19 protein-coding genes and 1 pseudogene are annotated in these 20,949 nt (G+C 57.8%); 12 read left to right on the top strand and 8 right to left on the bottom strand.

Going from position 1 to position 20,949, the window contains the following annotated elements; genetic code table 11:
* Positions 1-3: 3 nt before the first annotated feature.
* From VNV36_RS23060 to VNV36_RS23075, 4 genes are read right to left on the bottom strand one after another with little or no spacing between them, the layout of a single operon-like run.
* Positions 4-1,764: an ABC transporter ATP-binding protein gene (locus VNV36_RS23060; RefSeq protein ID WP_325720899.1), complete on the bottom strand. Its 1,761-nt coding sequence runs from the start codon at positions 1,762-1,764 to the stop codon at positions 4-6.
* Positions 1,761-2,948 (bottom strand): glycoside hydrolase family 1 protein, encoded by a 1,188-nt coding sequence (locus tag VNV36_RS23065; protein ID WP_325720901.1) that lies wholly within the window; start codon positions 2,946-2,948, stop codon positions 1,761-1,763. Before VNV36_RS23065 ends, VNV36_RS23060 begins: the two co-directional genes overlap by 4 nt.
* Positions 2,945-4,120 (bottom strand): UDP-galactopyranose mutase, encoded by a 1,176-nt coding sequence (gene glf / locus VNV36_RS23070; protein WP_325720903.1) that lies wholly within the window; start codon positions 4,118-4,120, stop codon positions 2,945-2,947. The genes VNV36_RS23065 and glf overlap by 4 nt, the downstream gene beginning before the upstream one ends.
* Entirely contained in the window at positions 4,108-5,277 is a 1,170-nt protein-coding gene (locus tag VNV36_RS23075) for a glycosyltransferase family 1 protein (protein ID WP_325720905.1), read from the bottom strand. The genes glf and VNV36_RS23075 overlap by 13 nt, the downstream gene beginning before the upstream one ends.
* A gap of 320 nt (positions 5,278-5,597) precedes the next feature.
* Between VNV36_RS23075 and galE the strand changes: the two genes are divergently transcribed.
* The gene (galE, locus tag VNV36_RS23080; protein ID WP_325720944.1) at positions 5,598-6,623 is read left to right on the top strand and encodes a UDP-glucose 4-epimerase GalE; all 1,026 of its coding nucleotides are present in this window, start codon (positions 5,598-5,600) and stop codon (positions 6,621-6,623) included.
* A 13-nt stretch (positions 6,624-6,636) separates the two neighbouring features.
* Here the strand turns inward: galE and VNV36_RS23085 are convergent, their stop codons facing one another.
* Entirely contained in the window at positions 6,637-6,951 is a 315-nt protein-coding gene (locus VNV36_RS23085) for a hypothetical protein (protein ID WP_325720907.1), read from the bottom strand.
* A 312-nt stretch (positions 6,952-7,263) separates the two neighbouring features.
* On the opposite strand from VNV36_RS23085, the gene cyoA reads away from it, so the two are divergent.
* The 11 genes from cyoA (at position 7,264) to VNV36_RS23140 (ending at position 19,418) form a co-directional block, all read left to right on the top strand.
* Positions 7,264-8,193, top strand: a complete 930-nt coding sequence (gene cyoA, locus VNV36_RS23090) for a ubiquinol oxidase subunit II (protein ID WP_325720909.1) — start codon at positions 7,264-7,266, stop codon at positions 8,191-8,193.
* A 3-nt stretch (positions 8,194-8,196) separates the two neighbouring features.
* Positions 8,197-10,170 (top strand): cytochrome o ubiquinol oxidase subunit I, encoded by a 1,974-nt coding sequence (gene cyoB, locus VNV36_RS23095; protein WP_325720910.1) that lies wholly within the window; start codon positions 8,197-8,199, stop codon positions 10,168-10,170.
* Positions 10,171-10,172: 2 nt separating this feature from the next.
* Positions 10,173-10,787, top strand: coding sequence for a cytochrome o ubiquinol oxidase subunit III (locus VNV36_RS23100; RefSeq protein WP_253501382.1), 615 nt, complete (start codon positions 10,173-10,175; stop codon positions 10,785-10,787).
* A 1-nt stretch (position 10,788) separates the two neighbouring features.
* Positions 10,789-11,127, top strand: coding sequence for a cytochrome o ubiquinol oxidase subunit IV (gene cyoD, locus VNV36_RS23105; protein ID WP_016774550.1), 339 nt, complete (start codon positions 10,789-10,791; stop codon positions 11,125-11,127).
* A gap of 87 nt (positions 11,128-11,214) precedes the next feature.
* The gene (locus VNV36_RS23110) at positions 11,215-12,390 is read left to right on the top strand and encodes an MFS transporter (protein ID WP_325720913.1); all 1,176 of its coding nucleotides are present in this window, start codon (positions 11,215-11,217) and stop codon (positions 12,388-12,390) included.
* Positions 12,391-12,767: 377 nt separating this feature from the next.
* The gene (locus VNV36_RS23115) at positions 12,768-14,078 is read left to right on the top strand and encodes an MFS transporter (RefSeq protein WP_325720915.1); all 1,311 of its coding nucleotides are present in this window, start codon (positions 12,768-12,770) and stop codon (positions 14,076-14,078) included.
* Between the two features lie 261 nt (positions 14,079-14,339).
* Positions 14,340-15,338 (top strand): hypothetical protein, encoded by a 999-nt coding sequence (locus VNV36_RS23120; RefSeq protein WP_325720917.1) that lies wholly within the window; start codon positions 14,340-14,342, stop codon positions 15,336-15,338.
* Positions 15,339-15,712: 374 nt separating this feature from the next.
* On the top strand, positions 15,713-16,099 hold the full coding sequence (locus VNV36_RS23125) for a hypothetical protein (RefSeq protein ID WP_325720919.1): 387 nt from the start codon (positions 15,713-15,715) through the stop codon (positions 16,097-16,099).
* Positions 16,100-16,545: 446 nt separating this feature from the next.
* A complete protein-coding gene (locus VNV36_RS23130; protein ID WP_325720921.1) occupies positions 16,546-17,178 on the top strand; it encodes a DUF1120 domain-containing protein in 633 nt (210 codons plus the stop codon).
* 769 nt (positions 17,179-17,947) lie between these two features.
* Positions 17,948-18,520 carry a DUF6932 family protein gene (locus VNV36_RS23135; RefSeq protein ID WP_325720923.1) on the top strand — a complete coding sequence of 191 codons (573 nt, stop codon included), beginning with the start codon at positions 17,948-17,950 and terminating at the stop codon, positions 18,518-18,520.
* Positions 18,507-19,418 carry a hypothetical protein gene (locus tag VNV36_RS23140; protein WP_325720924.1) on the top strand — a complete coding sequence of 304 codons (912 nt, stop codon included), beginning with the start codon at positions 18,507-18,509 and terminating at the stop codon, positions 19,416-19,418. Before VNV36_RS23135 ends, VNV36_RS23140 begins: the two co-directional genes overlap by 14 nt.
* 141 nt (positions 19,419-19,559) lie before the next feature.
* On the opposite strand, the gene VNV36_RS23145 is transcribed toward VNV36_RS23140, so the two are convergent.
* The 3 genes and pseudogenes from VNV36_RS23145 to VNV36_RS23155 all read right to left on the bottom strand — a co-directional run.
* Positions 19,560-20,030 carry a DUF1353 domain-containing protein gene (locus VNV36_RS23145; protein ID WP_325720925.1) on the bottom strand — a complete coding sequence of 157 codons (471 nt, stop codon included), beginning with the start codon at positions 20,028-20,030 and terminating at the stop codon, positions 19,560-19,562.
* Entirely contained in the window at positions 20,030-20,638 is a 609-nt protein-coding gene (locus tag VNV36_RS23150; RefSeq protein ID WP_325720927.1) for a hypothetical protein, read from the bottom strand. The genes VNV36_RS23145 and VNV36_RS23150 overlap by 1 nt, the downstream gene beginning before the upstream one ends.
* A pseudogene (locus VNV36_RS23155) lies at positions 20,628-20,949 on the bottom strand (hypothetical protein); the annotation flags it as partial. The gene VNV36_RS23150 and the pseudogene VNV36_RS23155, both read right to left, overlap by 11 nt.

Below are 20,949 nucleotides of genomic sequence, written 5' to 3' on the forward strand. Positions count from 1 at the left end.
CGCTCAACGGTTGTGCACCATCGCCTGCATCTGCCACAGCGTGCGGAAACGCCCCTGGCTCTCACGCAACTCCTGCGGTGTGCCGTCCTGCACGATCTCGCCGTCCTCCAGCACCAGCACCCGGTCGAAATTGGCGATGGTCGAAAGTCGGTGAGCCACGGCGAGTACCGTCCTGCCGCGCATCAGGTTGCTCAGCGCTCGCTGGATAATCGCTTCGGAGTCGGAGTCGAGCGCTGAGGTCGCCTCGTCGAGTATCAGAATCGGTGCGTCCTTCAAAAACGCCCGCGCCAGCCCCAGGCGCTGGCGCTGTCCACCGGACAAGGTCACTCCGCGCTCACCGACCGGGGTGTGATAACCCTGCGGTAGCGCCTGGACGAACTCGTCGCAAAATGCCTGGTGCGCCGCTTCGATGATCTGCTGCTCGGTGGCGTACGGCTGGCCGTAGCCGATGTTTTCCAGAATGCTGCGATTGAACAGCGTCGGCTCTTGCGGCACCACGGCGATTTGCCGGCGCAGGCTGTCCTGACTGACCGAGCGGATGTCGCGATCATCGATCAGGATCACCCCGCTGCGCACGTCGTCCAGACGTTGCAGCAAGCCGAGCAACGTCGATTTGCCCGAACCCGAGGTGCCGGCGATGCCGACACTTTGTCCGGCCGGGATATCCAGAAAAAAATGCTCGAAGACCGTGCGCCCGTCCGGGTAGGCGTAACTGACGTCGAGCATTTTGATGTGGCCGCGCGTCGGTGCCAGTTCTTCCGAAGTGTCGCTGAGCTCGTGCGGTTGCGCGACGATGCCCAGCGTTTCGCTGATGACGCCCATTTGCTGACTGGTCTCCACCAACGCCAGCGCCAGTTCGCGCGAACCGTGCAGAATGCGAAAGGTCAACGCGCTGACCATCACCACATCGCCCGCCGTCACCTGCCCTGTCCGCCAGAGCAGGATCGCCCAGCCGAGCATGCCGCCAGCCATGACGGTCAGGCAGATGTCATGCAGCACCCGGGCCTTTTCCATGTACATCCAGCTGCTGCGGTGCGAATCAGCCTCGATGCCGATCTCGCGCTCGAGCCGCAGGCGCTCGCGTTCGCGGCCGGAGAAGGCCTTGATCGTCCAGACGTTGGAAACCAGATCGACAATTTCGCCACCGACCCGCGCCGACTGCGAAGCAAAGGCGATGTGTCGGCTTCGGCCGCGCACGCCGAACACGGTGATCAACGCGGCAACCACGATCACGCAACCGACCAGGGCAAGTGCCATCGCCGCATGCACCGCCAACAGCAGAGCCACGGCGCCGATGAAATCCACGCATGGCGGCACGATGCGCCAGGTCAGACCGCCGTAAACCTTGTCGGCAGCGGCGCCGATCGCCGAGACGCGATTGGCCAGCGAGCCTGAGAAATGCCGTCGGAAATAGCGCATCGGATGGCCGGTCAGGTGATGAAAGAGGTCCACGCGCAGATCGGCGCAACTGCCGACAATGGTGTGGCAGCCGACCCAGCCACCGAGGCGCCACAACAGGTTTTCCATGACGATCAACGCCATGAACAGGCCGAACGCGTGCCAGACCTGATCCGCCGCCGACCCGGCGGCCATGGCATCGACCAGCAGTTTCATGCCGTACTGCACCACCACCGCGCAGCACGCTGCGCCGCTCACCAGTGCGATCATCGCGATGAAGTGCGCCGGGCGGACTCTTATGTAGCGCCATAAAAACGCAGCGGCTGACGCCGGCAAGGGCTCATCGCGCCTGCGCTGGAAGTTCATCTGCCCGGCCTCTCGATGTGTCCGCCATTGACCCTGCGCAAACAGGCAACAACCCGCTCGGGCACCTGCGCCAGCTCGACATGCAGCGGGTGAAACGCCGCGCGCTCACCCTCCCCGTCGGGGTAGCCAAAGACGCCGGTGGGGCAATATCGCCCGTTGTCCCAGCCCGGGTAATCGAGAAACGGGTACCAGCAAATCCCCTGCACCGGCACGCCGCGCTCCAGCGCCAGCAGCGTCTGCTCGACGATGTAAGCCAGCCACGGCAAGCGTTCTTCATCTTCGGCGCCGGTTTCGGCGATCAGTATTGGCCGCTGATAACGCTGATGCAGTTCCTTGAGCATGCCCGACAGCGGACGGAAATCACGCTCGCCGCGAAGGATGCGTCGGCCATGGAAATACCACTGGTTATGCGCATAGAAATTGGCGCCGATAATATCCAGGTAATGCTCTTGCCCGCCCAGCCCGGGCCATTGGCGTCCGGTGAGCAAATCCCACGCCTGAAATTGCGACAGCCGATAGGATTCGGCGGCTTCGATATCGTCGCTGCGCCGTGAGCCGGCGATCACATGGATCAACGGGTCACACTGGACGAACCGCGCATTCGGCGCCTGTTCGCGAATCGCTTCGATTGCGGCGATGCTCGCCCGCACCAGTTGGTGCTTGAGCTCCAGCGCACGCCCGCGTGCGTTCGGATTGAAGTACGCAACCTCACCCCCCGCCCAACTCCAGAACGAAATCTCGTTGATCGGCGAGTAGAACGGCACGCTGACACCCTCGTCCGTCATCAACTTCGCCGCAGCACCGGCGAAACGGGCGAAGCGCTCAACGAACTGCGGCCGCCAGATATCCAGATCATCGGGATAGCCGTAATGACACAGATCCCAGACCACTTGCAGTCGCTGCGCTTGCGCCGCTTTGAGCATCGGCACGAAGCTGCTCCAGTCATAACGGCCGGGGCTGCGCTCGATCAGGTGCCAGCGCAATCCGTCGCGTGCGCAACGGATGTTCAGGTCGGCCAGGCGTCGATAGTCCTTGTCCACCCAGCGCGCATGTCCGGTGTCGGCCAACAGGTCGAGCCGGCGACCGTCCTGGCGGCGCTGACTGGAACATTCGAAACCGGCCATCACGAAGCTGCTGAAGATGGGGCCGGGCTCATACTGGTCGCCCCTCGGCAGAGCTGTCATGAAGCATCGATCTCGGTTGCACCGGCGGGTTCGGCGGTCGCCGCTTGAATATCCCGGTACAAGGCCAGCGCCTGCCCCACTACCTGATCCATGTTGTAGTACTTGTAGGTGCCCAGGCGCCCAAGGAACGTCACGTTCGGTGTCTGCTCGGCAAGTGCTCGGTAGCGTTTGTACAGTTCGGCATTTTCCGCCCGGGGCACGGGGTAATACGGGTCGCCCTCGTCACAGGGAAACTCATAGGTGATGCTGGTGCACGGGTGCGTCTGCCCGGTGAGGTGTTTGTACTCGGTGATGCGCGTGTAGGGCACGTCCGGGTGCGGATAATTCACTACCGCCACCGGTTGAAAGTGCTCATGTTCAAGGGTCTGGTGTTCGAAGCGCAAGGATCGGTACGGCAAGCGGCCCAACTGGAAGTCGAAGTACTCGTCGATCGGTCCGCAATAGATCAGGTGCTTGTACTTCACGACGTCACGCACAGCCTTGAAATCGGTGCTGAGCAGCAGATCGATGTGCGGGTGATCGAGCATGCGCTCGAACATTTTCGTGTAGCCGTCGCGGGGCATGATCTGGAAGGTGTCGCCGAAGTAACGGTCGTCTTCACTGGTCCGCGTCGGGATGCGTGAGGTCACCGATTTATCCAGCTGCGACGGATCCAGTCCCCACTGCTTTCGGGTATAGCCGCGGAAGAATTTCTCGTAGAGTTCGCGACCGATCTGATTGACCACGACGTCTTCAGAGGTGCGGATGGTCGCTACGGGTTCGGCGCGTTCGGCGAGGAAAACCTCAGCTTCCTCGGAGGACATCGACAAGCCGTAGAGCGTATTCAACGTGGTCAGATTGATTGGAATCGGTACCAGTTGACCGTCCACCTGGGCGAGGACTCGATGCTCGTAAGGGCGCCATTCGGTGAAGCGCGACAGGTAATCGACGATCCGCTGGGCGTTGGTATGAAAAATATGCGGGCCATAACGATGCACCATCACCCCGGCGGCATCGTAATGATCGTAGGCGTTACCGGCGATGTGTGGGCGCCGGTCAATCAGTAACACACGGCAGCCCAGCCCTTCGGCCAGGCGCTCAGCGATGACACTTCCGGCAAATCCGGCACCGACTATCAGGTAATCGTAAGTGCCGCGTTCGGACCTGGCGCTCTCAAGGCTTATCGTAGGCATTCGATTTGCTCCTGCATGAAGCGGCTGGTGTTATCCCACGACATACCCGCGATGGCGGCATCGGCGCACTGCAGAAATTCAGTCGTACCTTTGAGCTGCAAGGCTTTTTCGATGGACTCGACGAAAGCCTGGGCGGTATCGGCAATGAACACCGCGCCGCTCTGGCCGTAGCCGCTGATCACATCGTGAATCGGCGTTGACACCACCGGGCATCCGCCTGCGAGATATTCCGGCGTTTTGGTCGGGCTGATGAAACGCGTGGAGGCGTTGAGTGCGAACGGCATCAGCGCCACGTCCCAGCCTGCGAGGTAATCCGGCAGTTCGGCGTATTGCCTGGCGCCCAGATAATGGATGTTCGGCCGTTGTGGCAGCGTTTGCGGATCGATCTTCACCACCGGCCCGATCAGGACGATCTGCCAATCGGGGCGCATCGTCGCCACTCGCTCGATCAATTCAATATCGAAGCGTTCGTCGATCACGCCGAAAAAGCCCAGGCGTGGCCGCGCTATCGATGTCTGATCGGGCGGCTCCGGCAATGCCTGTCGCGCCGCGGCGAAATGCGCGATGTCGACGCTGCTCGGCACAGGGTAGGCATTGCCGTGCTGACGCTGCTTGACCTCCCACAAACTGACGCCGCCGGTAAACACCACGTCGGCCTTGGCCAGCAGTTGTTGCTCCATGCCGATCAACTGCGCGGGCGCGCCAATGAAAGCGGACAGCTCATCCATGCAGTCGTACACAGTGACCCGAGCGTCGAGGTGCTCGGTAAACAGCAGACTCATCGGTGTGAAGTACCACAGCAGCAGATCACCCTGCACTCGCCCGGCGAGATGTTTATCAAGCAACTGCTTCTGCGCCTGTTGGATGGCCTCTGCACTCAGGCCGATAGGCAGATGCGGAACCGCCACTTCCAGCCCTGCCGCCGGATTCAGTATTTCAAGCCTGGGCGTGATGCCTTCAGCAAATACCGGCTCTTCGAAAAACACCACGTCGTAGGCTTTGGCCAATCGCGACATGACGTGCTGCGGCCGCTGATAAACGAAGCCCCAACGCAAGTGCGACAGGCACACCAGTGTTGGCCGTAGCTGGAGCGAAGTTTCTACAGTGTTTTGCGCGCTTGCCAGTGCGAGCGACTCAGGTTGTTCTGCAAGATTCATAGCCAGATCCTCATCAAGGAAAACAAGACGACTCAAAGCCGAGCCACCGCCCCGTCACACTTGTCGACACTGCAAGTGCAGGGCATTTCTCGATGAGGCCGCAAGGCTCGTGAATGTTGGAATCACGCTGATCACCCAGCGTTCAGCCGAACATTGCCCGCAACCGATGAAGGGCATGTACCGGTGGGCAAACAAGGTTGAACTCGCCGGACAATCCGTCCCCTACCGTCCATGACAATCATGGTTTTGCCGCCGCAAGGCGCATGCAAACCATCTACTGCGAAGCCATCGCCGATGGCGGCACTTGTGAGGGCGGGCGCATGATCTTGATAACAGGAGGTGCGGGATACATTGGTGCGCACGTCGCACTGCAGTGGCTGAGTCAGGGCGAAGAGGTATTGATCCTCGACAACTTGTGCAACAGCCAGCGCACGGCGATCGAGCGCATCAGTACGCTGGCCGGAAAACGGCCGGAGTTCATTCAGGGTGATGTGCGCAATCGACGCCTGCTCGACAATCTTTTGCGCAATTACCCGATCGATGCCGTGGTGCATTGCGCCGGTTTGAAAGCCGTAGGCGAAAGCGTGCGCGAGCCTCTGCGCTATTTCGACACCAATGTCGGTGGCAGCCTGACCTTATGCCAGGCGATGGCCCAGGCCGGAGTGTTCCATCTGTTGTTCAGTTCATCGGCCACTGTTTATGGCGACTGCACCACCCTGCCGATCAACGAAACCTGCGCCACCGGCCAGCCGACCAATCCCTATGGGATGTCGAAACTGATGTCGGAAAACATCATGAAGAGCGTCGCCAGCTCCGATCCACGCTGGTCGATCGGTCTGCTGCGTTATTTCAATCCGATCGGTGCGCATCCCTCGGGGCTGCTCGGCGAGGCGCCCACCAGCACGCCGAACAATCTGTTGCCCTATCTGCTGGAAGTCGCCAGCGGCCAGCGCTCGCACCTGTCAGTGTTCGGCAACGATTACCCGACCCCGGACGGCACCGGCATCCGCGATTACCTGCACGTTGTCGACCTCGCGCTCGGGCACGTTTGCGCACTCGACGCCCTGCGCGATCGCCATGGTGTGAGTATCTGGAACCTTGGCACCGGGCGTGGCTATTCGGTGATGGAGGTCATCAGCGCCTTCGAACGAGTCAGCGGTATCAAGATCGCGCTGCGTATCGAAGCGCGGCGACCAGGTGACATTGCACGCTGCTGGGCGGACCCGCAAAGAGCCAGTGAAGAATTGGGCTGGCAGGCGAGCCGCTCACTGCAATGCATGCTCGCCGATGCCTGGCGCTGGCAGTGCAACCAGCTCGGGGAGGTTGACGTTCGACAGGCCAATTGAACGTCGCGCAGGGTCACTCATTGTCGTGACCCTGCGCGTCGGCACAGGCCAATCGCCCGGACTCGCCGCCAGCGATTCGTTCTGCCTGATCGATACCGCGTTTGAGCGCATCTTCAACTTCCCACTCGACGCCGGGCAGTTTCTTGATGCGCTCGTAAGCGCGCTCGCCGGTCGCGGTGTAGACACTGATGAACATTTCCACGTCGCCGTCATCGGCCTCCCGTGCGCGCACTTCGATGTGGCAACCGTTCTCGACTTCTTCCGTGTGGCACTTCTCTGGCTTTTGCGTTGCCTTCCATTTTTCGTAGATCTCACCGCGTATGAACATGTCGTACTCCTGAACTCAACTTGCTCTATAAAAAACCGGCCTCTCGCGGAGTGATTTCCGTTTGTGGAGAGGCATTTTCAGCATAGCCCGCCAGTTGCCGCTCGCCGTTTCGCTGGTTCAACCGTTCGTCAGCTTGCGAAACATTTTGTAAAACCATCGCCCGAATGCTCATTCAAAAGTTCGAGGCCAGGCGAGCGCAAGTACAACTCGTTAATCCGCCGATGGTGATAAGCGGGCACAGAAACAGTGATGTCTGTCCCTGGCCAAGTGTTGCCCGAACAAACAGGGATCGATATGGAAACAGGGGGATGTATGAAGCGAATCATCAGCCATTGCCTGGTCTGTCTCGCGAGCAGCGTTTTGCTTGCCGGGTGCAATCTGGTGGTGTTCAACCCGAAGGGTGATGTTGCCCGTGATGAACGCGACCTGATCATCCTCGCAACGGGGCTGATGCTATTGGTGGTGATCCCGGTCATCGTCATGACCTTCCTGTTTGCATACCGCTACCGCGCCACCAACAAGAAGGCGCGCTATTCGCCGCGCTGGGCCAGTTCGCACAAGATCGAAGCCGTGGTCTGGGGCGTGCCGTTCCTGATCATCTGCGTGCTGGGTTGGGTGACATGGGAAACCACCCATGCACTGGATCCGTACCGACCGCTGGATTCGGACGTGCCACCGGTCAACGTGCAAGTGGTGGCGACGGACTGGAAATGGCTGTTCATTTACCCGGATCTGGGCATCGCTTCGGTCAATGAACTGGCGATTCCGGTGAACACGCCGGTGAGCTTTACCGTCACCTCAGACGCGGCGATGACTTCGTTCTTTATTCCGGCACTCGGCGGGCAGATATATGCCATGGCCGGCATGCAGACCAGGTTGCACTTGATCGCCAATGAAATCGGCCAGTATCGCGGCATCGCCGCGAACTATAACGGCCACGGTTTTTCCGACATGCACTTCAGCACCCTGGCACTGCGCGGCGCGGACTACGAAGCCTGGATCAACAAAGTCAAAGCGGCGCCCAGCCAACTTGATCAGACCAGTTACGCAGAATTGGCCAAACCTTCGGTGGCGCACAAGATCACTTATTACTCGACTGTGCAGGAGCGACTGTTTCTCGACATCGTCGACAAGTACGAAGGGATGAACAAGGCACCGCGCAAGAACCAAACCCAGGTGCAACGCAACAGCGACGACGCGCGCGCCAATCAACAACCAAGTCTGCTGGCCGAGGAGCGTTAAATCATGTTCGGGAAACTTTCGTGGGACGCGGTTCCCTTCGACGAACCCATCGTCATGTACACCCTGGCCATCGTTGGCCTGATGGGTTTTGCCCTGGTCGGCACCATCACCTGGAAACGCAAATGGGGTTACATCTGGCGTGAATGGTTTACCTCGGTCGACCACAAGAAAATCGGCTGCATGTACATCATCGTCGCGCTGGTCATGCTGCTGCGCGGGTTCTCCGATGCGATCATGATGCGCACCCAGCAGGCCATGGCTTCGAGCGGCGGGCCGGGTTATCTGCCACCGGAACATTACGACCAGATCTTCACCGCCCACGGTGTGATCATGATTTTCTTCATGGCCATGCCGTTCGTGGTCGGACTGATGAACATTGTCGTGCCGCTGCAGATCGGCGCCCGCGACGTCGCCTATCCGTTCCTCAATGCGCTGAGCTTCTGGTTGTTCGTGGTCGGCGCGGCGCTGGTGAATATCTCGTTGGGCGTCGGTGAATTCGCCCGCACCGGTTGGGTCGCCTACCCGCCCCTGTCGGAGCTCGGCTACAGCCCCGGGGTCGGGGTGGATTATTACATCTGGTCACTACAGATATCCGGCATCGGCACGTTACTGACCGGGGTCAACTTCTTCGTCACAATCCTCAAGATGCGCACCGAAGGCATGACCCTGTTCAAGATGCCGGTGTTCACTTGGAATGCGCTTTGCACCTCGATCCTGATCCTTGCCGCGTTCCCGATTCTGACCGCAACCCTGCTGATGCTGACCCTTGATCGTTATCTGGGCATGCACTTCTTCACCAACGAAGCCGGCGGCAACCCGATGATGTACGTCAACCTGATCTGGGCCTGGGGCCATCCGGAGGTGTACATCCTGATTCTGCCGGCGTTCGGGATCTTCTCGGAAATCGCCGCGACCTTCAGCAGCAAGCGCCTGTTCGGCTATGTCTCGCTGGTGTGGGCGACGATTGCGATCACCATCCTGTCGTTCATCGTCTGGTTGCACCACTTCTTCACCATGGGCGCCGGGGCCAACGTCAATGCGTTCTTCGGCATCATGACGATGATCATCGCGGTGCCGACCGGGGTGAAAATCTTTACCTGGCTGTTCACCATGTATCGCGGCCGCGTGCGTTTTGAGACGCCGATGCTGTGGACACTGGGCTTTATCGTGACGTTCAGTATCGGCGGCATGACCGGCGTGCTGCTGGCAGTTCCCGGTGCCGACTTCCTGCTGCACAACAGCCTGTTTTTGATCGCCCACTTCCATAACGTGATCATCGGTGGCGCGGTGTTCGGCTACATGGCCGGGCTGACCTACTGGTTTCCGAAAGCCTTCGGTTTCCGCCTCAACGACCGACTCGGGCGCATTTCGTTCTGGTGCTGGCTGGTCGGTTTCTACTTCGCGTTCATGCCGTCTTACGTACTCGGTTTCATGGGCATGACCCGCCGTCTCAACCATTTCGACAACCCCGCCTGGCAACCGTGGCTGCTGCTGGAGCTGGTCGGCGTCGGCATCATTCTCTGCGGTGTGGCGACGCAGTTGATGCAGCTCTACGTGAGCATCCGCCACCGCGCCAAATACCGCGACCTCACGGGCGACCCCTGGGACGGTCGCACGCTGGAATGGGCCACGGCCTCGCCGCCGCCGTTCTACAACTTCGCCGAACAACCGAAGGTCAACGACCTCGACGCCTACTGGGGCATGAAGGAGCGCGGCGTCAGCACCCTGAGCCATACCGACTACCGTGCGATTCACATGCCGCGCAATACTTCCGCCGGCCTGGTGATCAGTGTCTTCGCGCTGATCTGCAGCTTCGCCCTGGTCTGGCATATCTGGTGGCTGGCGATCTTCGGCCTGGTGGCTTCGGTGGTGGCGATGGTGGTGCGCAGCTACGACGAAGACATCGACTATTTCGTCCCGGCGCAGGAAGTCGCACGGATTGAAACAGCGCGTCTCAAAGATCTGGCGGAGGCTTGAACATGTCCAATATCGTTCTGGATAAAGACATCGCACACAGCCATGAACACGGCCACGAAGACGCGGGGTCGATGCGCATTTTCGGTTTCTGGATCTACCTGATGACCGACTGCATCCTGTTCGCCACGCTGTTCGCCGGCTATGCCGTGCTGCGCGACAGCGTTGCTGGCGGGCCTTCGACTGTCGACATTTTCGAACTGCCCTACGTCCTCGCGGAAACCGCGTTGCTGCTGTTGAGCAGCATCACCTACGGCTACGCGATGCTGGCGATGAACCGCAATGACAAAGCCCATGTGCTGCGCTGGCTTGGCGTCACCTTCGTGCTGGGTTGCGGCTTCATCGCCATGGAGATCAATGAATTCCATCATTTGATCGAAGAAGGCTACGGGCCGGATCGCAGCGGTTTTCTGACGGCTTTCTTTACCCTGGTCGGCACCCACGGCGCGCACGTGCTCAGCGGCCTGGTGTGGATGGCGGTATTGATGGCGCAGATCAGCGGCCGTGGCCTGACCAACACTAACACCACGCGCCTGAGTTGCCTGAGCCTGTTCTGGCACTTCCTCGACGTGGTGTGGATTTGCGTGTTTACCGTGGTTTATCTGCTGGGGGTGGTGTGACATGTATAACCAGAGCCCGATTCATAGCAGTGCCGGCACCAGCCATGGCACCAGTCGTTCATACATGGTCGGCTTCATCATTTCGGTAATCCTGACGGTGATTCCCTTTGGCCTCGTCATGTACCCTACCTTGCCACGCAGCGTCACCGCGTGGGTGGTGGTCGCACTCGGCGTGGTGCAGGTCTTCGCTCACCTCAAATACTTCCTGCATCTGGACACCGCCAAGGAACAGCGCTGGAACCTCAGAGCGCTGATTTTTTCGGTGGTGATCATTCTTCTACTGGTTGGGCTTTCGCTATGGATCATGGACAGCATCCACCACAACATGCTGGCGCACTGACGCCCCTGAACGGGGTGCTGCCCTCGCCCTTTGCCTACCATCCATCGGGCGTGGTGGACAATCAGCAAACACAGGTGCGATTTCACCATGAGTCTTGAGCGGCGCAGCATCAATCTGGTCGCGGCGGCGTTCGCGCTGACGGCTTTGTCCTATGGCCTGGCGCGGTTCGCTTATGGACTGCTGCTGCCGCAGATTCGTCAGGATCTGGCACTCAGCGTGTCCGCTGCCGGCTGGATCGGCGGCAGCGCTTTTGCGGCTTACTGTGTGGGCATCGTTGCGGCGTTTGTCTGCAACGGCAAGGTCAGCCCGCGCGGGTTGACAGTAATGGCTGGCGCAGCTGCGACGTTGGGGATGGGTCTGGTTGTCATCGCTTGGTCGGGATTGGTTCTGGGCGCAGGCATTGCGCTGGCGGGCTTGAGCACGGGCCTGACTTCGCCGCCATTGGCCAGCGCGGTGGCGGCACGTATCACTGAGGTTAATCGAGCGCGTGCGAATGGCTCCATCAATGCCGGGACGGCGGCAGGTATCGTTTTTTCGGGTCTGGCAGCGGTATTGGCAGCCGGGCAATGGCGGCAGCTCTATGCGCTGTTTGCCTTGATCGGCGTCGGCATCACGGTCTGGCTGTGGTTGGCGGTGCCCCGCCGGGTTGCGCATGATGTCGCGCAGGATTTCTCTTTGGCAATGCTGCGCCGCCCCGGCGTGCTGTCGTTGTGCGCCAGCGCTTTCCTGATGGGATTGGCGAGCACGGCGATCTGGACCTTCGGTGCCGATATTTTGCGCAGCGAGGCCGGTTTCACCGATCAGTCGATTGCGTGGGCGTGGATATTGTTGGGAGCGGCGGGAATCAGCGGATGCATGACCGGTGTGCTGACTGGCCGATTCGGTGTCGCCCGAATGCAGCATCTGGCGCTCGCAGGGATTGCCGCCGGCACGTTGGGACTGGCCGCCGCTGGCGTTTCAGCCGGGTTTGGCCTCGCAGCGATGTGTCTGTTTGGTGCGGCCTATATCGTCTCCTCAGGTGTTTATCTGCTTCAGGGCATCAGTCTTTTCCCTGAACGTCCGGATCTGGGTCTGGGCATTCCGTTTCTGCTTCTGGCGCTTGGTCAGACCGCTGGCACACCGATATTCGGCGGTGTGCTGGAGGCTGCCGGTGTGATCGTTGCCCTGAGTGTTTTTGCGGCGGCCGCTTGCGCCGCCATGGTGCTGAGCCCCGAAGGGGGTGAAAGTCCGCGACGGCAAATGTGCGCGTCAGAAACCACCTAGGGCTTTACTGCAACTGGATTGCTCGTGGAATTCACAGGTGTTCAATTACCACGGTGGGGTCTACAACCAGATCCCTGTCGCAGCTGAGATTGATGATTTTTCCGCCGCTCGCTTTTTTGCCGGATGAACCTGCGTCCTAACGTCGCAGCCTTCAGCTCTTGGCAAATCCTGCGCAGGCCTTAGAATCCCGCGCGCTCTTGCAGAGCTCGGGTCTGGGTCATAGACAGGAATCTGCAAGCCTGGCCATGCCTCATTGAGGTGTGGCGCACGCCACCGCCCTGCCCGATCGGCAGACACTTGCACTGACACCTGTTTCAGCCTGGCAACCGCATGCGTAAGTGGCGCATGTCGCGCTGTTCGATTTCTTGAGGTTTTTTATGTCACCGCGTTTGCTGGCCATGGCGCTGGCGCCCCTGCTCGGGCTGTTCATCATTGCGCTGGGTAATGGTTTTCTGTCGTCCCTGACCACCCTTCGACTGGATGCGGCCGGTGCGTCGGCAACGATGATCGGGATTGTTTCTTCGGCCTACTTCATGGGGCTGACGCTGGGTGCGGTGTTCAATGACCGGTTGATTTTGCGCATCGGTCATATCCGAGCCTACGGCAGCTTCGCCTCGCTGATTGCCGTGACCATCCTCCTGCAGGGCTTGTTCCATGACACCTGGGGCTGGCTCGTGCTGCGTCTGGTCAACGGTTGGGCCACGGTCGGTGTGTTTCTGGTGATCGAAAGCTGGCTGCTGCTCGCCGGTGACGAGAAGATTCGCGGCCGCCTGCTCGCGCTGTACATGATCGTCCTCTACGGCGCAGGCGTTCTCGGACAGGCCACGCTGGGCACGATCACCGGTATAAGCGACAGCGCGCCCTTCATGGTCGCTGGCATGCTCGCCTCGCTGTCGGTACTGCCGATCGTGATCCTGCCACGGGTCTCGCCACTGCTCGATCAGGTCGAGCCGCTCAAGCCACGCCAACTGCTGGGCGTGACGCCGACCGGGCTGGTGGGGTGTTTCGGCTCGGGTGTGACCATCGCGGCGATTTACACCTTGTTACCGCTGTACCTGCAACGCACCGGTCTGGACGTCGGGGAAGTCGGCAGCATGATGGCCTGGACGATCCTCGGCGCCATGCTTTTGCAATACCCGGTTGGACGCTGGTCCGACCGCAAGGACCGCTTGCAGGTGCTGACCCTTCTGGCGGTGGTGTGCACTGTGCTCTCACTGGTGATCGTGTTGTTGCCGCTGTCTTCAACCATGCTCGCTGCGCTACTGTTTTTACTTGGCGGTGGCGTGTTTGCACTCTACCCGGTTGCCGTCAGCCACGCGGCCGACCGCGCGCCCGCCGAAGCGCTGGTGCCGATGATTCAGGGTTTGCTGCTGATCAACTCACTGGGCTCGGCGATCAGTCCGATGATGATCTCGCCCGTGATGAACTCGTACGGAGCAAACGGACTGTTCTGGGTGTTCGCGACAGTCAATCTTTGCATGGTCGCCTTTTTCTTCTGGCGCCGTGGCAAACGCCCTGTTCCGGCCAACCCGGCGCCTTTCACAGCGGCTGCGACTTTTTCACCGACGGGTGCGGAATTGCGCGTCACGGAGGATTTGCGTGTGGCGGCCGGAGAGCATCCAGCCATGGTCGATGCGATCAGCGGGGAACCGGTGCCGCAGCCTGCGTCGAATGGCGCAAGAGGATAACAACGCCGACCGGGTCAATAATTGCGCACCGGAAACGAACAAGGGCCTGCGCAGCTTTCGCTCGCAGGCCCTTGATAAAGATGGTGCCCGAAGCCGGAATCGAACCGGCACGCCCTTACGAGCGGGGGATTTTAAGTCCGAAACAATAAATATAATAATCAATCACTTGCAGCATTAAAGTTGCCTCAAATGTCTTGATCTCAGGCCTCTAGAGGCCGCGTATTCCAATGGCTGAATATTTTTTGCGGCAAGATTTTTGGCGTGAAAATTGTCGGCTCCAGCCGTTCTGCGCCGTCAGTGCTCGCCACAAAATCAGGAATCCCCCTCAAGGCTTTAAGGCTCCCCCTACAGACCTTCACCAGAGTCAAGGACAAGCTCTCGCGCGCTGGCATGCGGCCGGCTTTCATGCGCATGAAAGGAACAATGATGGCTATTCAATCTTGCATCGAATGCAATGGCTCTGTGAGCGACCTCGCAGCCAATTGCCCACACTGCGGAGCATCGCAGCAGCTTCTAAGGGAGCAGTTAAAAAAACAGAAGAAAATTGCGAAGGAAAAGCAAGACATTGAAGAAGGAAAAGCCCTTCTTAAAAAACTATTTAAATTCGCGCTATACATTTCACTTCTATCTATTTATGTTGCCTGCCTAATAAGCAGTGAATCAAAAACTGCAGGGATTGGAATATTTATTTCGCTAATCTTGCTTTTTCAAACCCCACAAAAAATTATTAACAAACTCACAAAAAGAGATATGACCAAGCGAGCTTACATCGCCATATCAATAGTGATGCTTTTGTCCTTCCAATCGATTAACAGCAAAATTCGCAACGACCTTGCTGAAACTAACGGCTTCAGCACCTATTCAGATTACTCAAAAGCTAAAAGCCTAAACCTTACACCAGCCGAGCTGGCCGTCAAAAAAGTGGAGTGGGCCGAGGAAGAAAGAATTAAAAAGGAAGAGCAAACCAAAAAAGCGGCCGACAAAAAGGCAGCCGAAGAAGCTGCTGAAAAAATAAAAAAACTCGTAGACTCTGTTGAATCCACATGTTTTGGCGCCATCTATGACCGACTCAAAGATCCAACGTCTGCTGATTTTGAAACACCGGTCACGGCTCCCGATCTGAAAAAAGGAGTATGGGTAGTTCAGCAGTTTGTCACTTCGAAAAACTCCTTTAATGCCAATATCAGGACAGGCTTTCAATGCATAGTGAAAGCCAATGAAGATGGAAACTCCCTAGTTTCAATAAACAAAGTCAGATAGCGCATTCGCACCATAAAAAGCCCCGCCTAGTGCGCCGCCCTATCTGAACAGTGGATTTGTTTGCATGACCGAAGAGACAGAAAAAGCGAAAGAAATAAATGAGATGGTTCGACAGGTCCGGAGCATAACAACGGATCAGCTCAGAGAATATACCTACGCAAAAAACTGCGCACGGCCTTGTTCGGCCTGCGGGAGCTCTAATTGGATTTTTCCGATGATTAAGGGAGAGCCTGCGATATATGTCACTCCCAGCGTTAATAGTTCTGAAATCGCTGAATGGGCCTTCCATCTCAGTTGCGGACAATGCGGCAATACAAGACACCTTAATGCGGGGGCGGTTTGGGAGCACGTCTTTCAAATAGAGGATCGAATCTATGAGTGATAACGTGCGCGACTTCCCACAAATGGAGGATGACAAAGCGATCAGGCTTCGCAATACTGGAGGTGGAAACCCACCAGGTGGAGGCATCATGGAAGCGCGCGTAGCGGCACTGGAGAAGACTACCCAAGAAATCCGAGATTCGCTTGTCGGTATCCAGAGCTCACTGGCAGCATTCGATAAGCATGTTGCCCCAAATCTCGCAACGAAGGCGGACATGGCCGGGGAGGTAGGGAAAGCAAACTTAGCTATTGCAGATTGCCGAACTGAGATAACTCGAGTCGAAAGCTCGCTGATCAAGTGGTTTATCGGCACAGCAGTCCTTCTTTCTAGCGCTGTCGGTGCGATAGTTTGGGGGTTGAGTCGAGCCTTATCGCAGTGAGTGATTGCTTCATTTGAAAGCCCCGCCCAGTGCGGGGCTTTTTCATTCCTCATCCAGCCCATCCTGAGGCTGCGTCACGTGCCCCAGCGGCTCCACAAACGACCGGAACGCTTCCACCAACGCACTCACGCATCCACTCGTCGTCTGATTCCAGGAGCGCTTGCACCCTGTCCATGCGTTACTAGCTGCATGACTTACTAGTCTCGGCTCTATTTGAACGGATGCCAGTCTAGCAAACTCAGAATTCACGTTCGACCTACGAAAGCGAGCGCAAGCCACTGACGGGTCTGGAGTTCATGCTGCTGGGCCGGATGTCAGCGAGCCTTTTTGATTATCTATGCCTAGGTATTTAATGAGGTCTTCAGGATATTAGGCAGCCATAAACAAACTTTCGGCGACGCTCATGCTCAGCCGCTACGAGTGCTTCGATCAAGCGAGCGAATTTTATGAACACAAGTTTTTTGAAGGCTTTGCCATTGCTGACCGCCCTCAGTGCCTCAATAGCGCACGCCGCCGATGTCACGCTGTCCGTCAGTGGCGAAATTTCGCCCGTATCCTGCTCCTTAGACGTTAGCAACGGCGGCACCTTCAATTTCGGCGAATTTAACTACTTTCTCGGTCACACGGTATATCCCGTGAACAATTATTCAGTGATGTGTCCTGGTGGGGCACGCATCGCTTTAAAGTTCACTGACAACCGTGAGGGTACTGAAATCTCGGGGGGTGGCCCTCAGGCAGTGACTACGCGATTCGGCATAGGGCAGGACGCGAGTGGCAATAACATCGGGTACAACCTATACGACGTGAGTTTAGGCCTGGTTGACAATGACAGGGGCGTTTTCCTGCACTCGTCCGACGATGGGCAAAATTGGAGGGCGTCTCCGGCTCCCTTCCTCGCGGATCACCAAAGTACCGGCTTGGTTTCCTTCGGCAACTTGAATGACACCTCCCCCGCGACCGTCGAGAGTGTTACGGGATCGATCGATGCTCACTTGACGTTAGCCGATGCAAGTGATCTTGATTTGACTCAAGATGTTGATATTGACGGTTCTGCCACCATTGAACTGATCTACCTCTAGTACGCATGCGGATTGGCGGCTAAAGTTTGCTTTGCCGCAGCAAAATCAGGGGGCGGGCAACCAAATTTCATCAGAAAACGAAAAGCCCCCGTTGTTATCCAAGTCAGTGTCGACTTCGCAAGTACTGCCAACTAGCCCCACCTGCGTGCGTCTACAGTTAGGGGGCCACCTCTCCGGGCATTCTGCCAATTCCAAATCTATTTCTGATGTTTTTTGACTGGCCTCAGAGCCAAGCACAGCCCCTAATAGGCCCCGAAGAGATCTGCAGGGGGCTTAAGGCTGGCTCTTTCCCGGGGGGGAACAGCAGGTAGCACGAGGCATGCGTGCTGTTGCAGATCTCTTCGCTCCTCATGCGAAACGTCTTTGCCCCGCACCTGGTCTCCAGCAGGTGCGGGGATTTTTCCCCTCCTCCGGCGTTCTGCCGAATTCATAATCCGTTTTTGATATCTATTCACTTTCAGCCGAGCACGCACTGACTTTTAATTCATTTCGAGGAGGGTTGGCCAACATGGCGGTAACCATGGCTCCGCTAGTAGATCTAGGGGCTGATCGCGGAGTGGCCGGCACTCCTCACCTATTTCCGTTGTTGCCCCGCGCCTCGCTCACGCGCCGTAGGCGTGGGGATTTTTTTGTCTGAAAACCGGGGCGTGAGCTCGGCGCTGACAACAATCTAGGGGGCGCTCTGTGCGGCAATGCTGAGTCTCAGGCTCTGTGGAACTTCGGTGTTCGGTACGATTGACCGTATACAAACAAGAAAAGGAGGTCGGGATTGATTCCTGAATGGAACGCGGAGGGCCTATTACCTCCAATAAATGAAATGAATCCCGTTGACCTGAACAGATCGCCTTACGAAACCGATCTCATTCAGCTAATTCAGAGATTTGCAACAAGCGTACAGCGCTGTCATATCCTTCGCGGATACTTGGCGCATCGAGCCGAACTCCATCGCATGGGTATGGACGCTGGCTTCCAGTGGCTCAATGGTAGCTTCTCAGAAAACATCGAGCTGATTGAGCATCGGCCACCCGGGGATGTGGATGTTGTTACGTTCACTCATCATGGTGATGATTTTTTTGACGCGCTAACAGAGGAACAAATCCGCCTTTTGAGTGATACTGAGTGGATCAAGGAGCGATTCAAGGTCGACTTCTACATCCAATCCCTGCAAGACAGTCCTGAGCGCTTGGTAACAATGACTGCATATTGGTACAGCATGTGGTCCCATCGGAGGTCGAGACAATGGAAAGGATTCCTAAAATTGGACTTGGCGCCACATCGAGATGTAGAGGCGCAGACAATGCTCGAAGCTCGTCAACAGGAGCTCTCACATGAACAGGAATGAGTATCTTCACGCCGCAGCAGAGGTTAGTTTTCTTGAAAAGGAAATTGCTAAAGCCGGCCTAAGCAAGCTTACGATCATGTCGCTTAAGTCCAGGATTCAGCGCACAAAATCACTTCTGGAAGAGCATAGTGAAAACTCCTATCAACCGGCAAAAGTGACGCTAACCTATCGCGGGTCTCCGGTGTGGGGCACTCAAGGGGTTCTCGCTGAGTTTGGAGCCTCGGCTACCGAGGCATTCAGCGAAGCCGTTGCAATGATTGCCGCCTCTATTTCTGGAACCTTGAAAGATAAAGGCCGCATCCCGAAGCGTTCAAGCAATCAGCTATTGATTACTGGTGCGGCACTGGGATCTTTTGGGTTTCAGCTGGAAGAAGCACCTGCTGAGCGCCAGCTTGATCTTGAGGGGACCACGCCGGTTTCGCAGGCGATTGATCTGATAGCCGAGCTGCTCGAGGCGACGACGAAAAGTGATGAAGAATTATCCGAGCCAGTATCTAGGCTGGCCGATAGGGCCATTACAGCTGTTGCTGACTTCCTGGGCAAATTGTCCAGCTATGAAGCATCTTGCTCTCTGATTACTCGGACGAAAAAATTTCAATTTGTTGATAGTGAGCAGGTAAGGCGCAGCAAGGAACGGCTCAGCCTAGACAACATAAAAGAAACCATCGAAGCATTCACGGGTGAGTTTATTGGGGCCCTGCCAGACAAAAGAACCTTTGAGTTCAAAACCGCAGATGGCCATGTTATTTACGGAAGCATCAAGAGAGATGTGCCGAATCCGAACACCATAAACCAGCACCTATATCGCTCATTTAAGATAACGGTAAATGCGAAGAGAATAGGCAACAGCAAGCCGCGTTACATTCTGCAAGCGCTCCCCTGGGGGCAAGCAGACTGACCAGTAAGCCCGGCTCAACGCCGGGCTTTTGTTATTCCTCCTCCAGCCCATCCAGCGACTGTTCTACGTGCGCCGGCGGCTCTACAAACGCCCGGAACGCCTCCACCAATAATCCCCACGCATCACACCCGTCGGCCGATTTCAGCTGGACCAGTTCGCTTCCAACGCACGCTTCTGTGGCGTGCTGGTGGGATACGCGACACCCGAGAGGCGCCGGTAGAGGCCTACGGCGCCGGAGATGACTTTGCGCTTGAGCGTGGGCACCTCGAGCACGGTCATCGCCTCGAGCAGGATCTGGTCGCACGACTCGCGCGTGATCGACGCCGGCTTGCCGTCTACCGTAACGCTCAGGTATTCGCAGACGATGTCGTGCACCACGGCAGCTTGGCCATAGGCGCCCCATGGCGGGATCAGTGACCAGAACAGACGGGGGACGCTGGCGCCGTCCGTGAGGTAGCCAGCCGGCACGTGCACCCAAGCTGGATATTCGTGATGCTGGATGTAGTACCGGAAGTCCTGGGTCACCCGCCAGTGATCGCCGCCGAGGGTCTTGCTGGCCTCGGCGTCGTATTGCACGCGCAGTGGTGCGCTGAAATGTGAGGTCTTGCTCATCACCAGGTGCGCCCCGTTGAATACTGTGCCCATCGCACCACGGAGGCTTGAATCTCCGAAAAATCTTCAGGCCGCTGTTCCGAAAAACCGACGGTAATGGCGCCAATCAGCGTCGTCATTTCTGGCGGGATGCCGACAACGCACCACCAGTTGACGTTAGCCTGCTTGACCGCCTCCCTGATCGACTCACGGGGCTCGAACGCTTCGCAGAATTCCTGCCCCTTGATGAGTCGTGCGACGTGGCCGATCCCCTGACTGTCGTCAGGAAACAGCATCTCCACCTTCCCTTCCAGCTCGGGCCGCCGGACGCCATCGATCCACACGTAAATGGGGCGCCGTGTGTTGCCGGCGACATTGGCGGACCAGACGTAAATGGTTTTGGGGTTGAGCTCCGTCGTCAATCCCGCGACCACGTCGGGCAATCGCTCCTCGATAATTTCCGGATTCGCCCACCGACTGGCTGCGGCGGACGATATCTTTTCGCGCTCCTCCCACACGAAATATGAAAAGCCCGCAAACACTGTGAGCACAACCAGCATACCTAGGCGCCTCCAGCTGCCGAGCACCCACTTGAACAGGCCAACGGTTTCTGCGCTATCAAGTTTCATCGTCGGCATCCTCAGTTTGCGCAGGCGGCGTAGGGCGTTTATCCATATCGGGAAACGAGGCATGTTGCGGCCAGGCGCGAAGCGCGACGCGATACTGCCGCCAGCCATCCTCTGACGCCGTGGCGGTGGGATCTTGATCCTCGTGCTTGTAGATCTCCTGCGCAGCCAGCAGCAGCGCCTGCGCGATCCAGCGCAATTCCTCCTTGGTCTTGATGTCCAGATCCAGTTCGGCATCCAACGTCCAGGCATCGTTCAACCACACATAGGCCGGGCCGGGTCTTGGTAATAACGTCAACCTCTCGGGCAGCTCG

The sequence above is a fragment of the Pseudomonas sp. genome (assembly GCF_035554175.1).
GTDB lineage: Bacteria > Pseudomonadota > Gammaproteobacteria > Pseudomonadales > Pseudomonadaceae > Aquipseudomonas.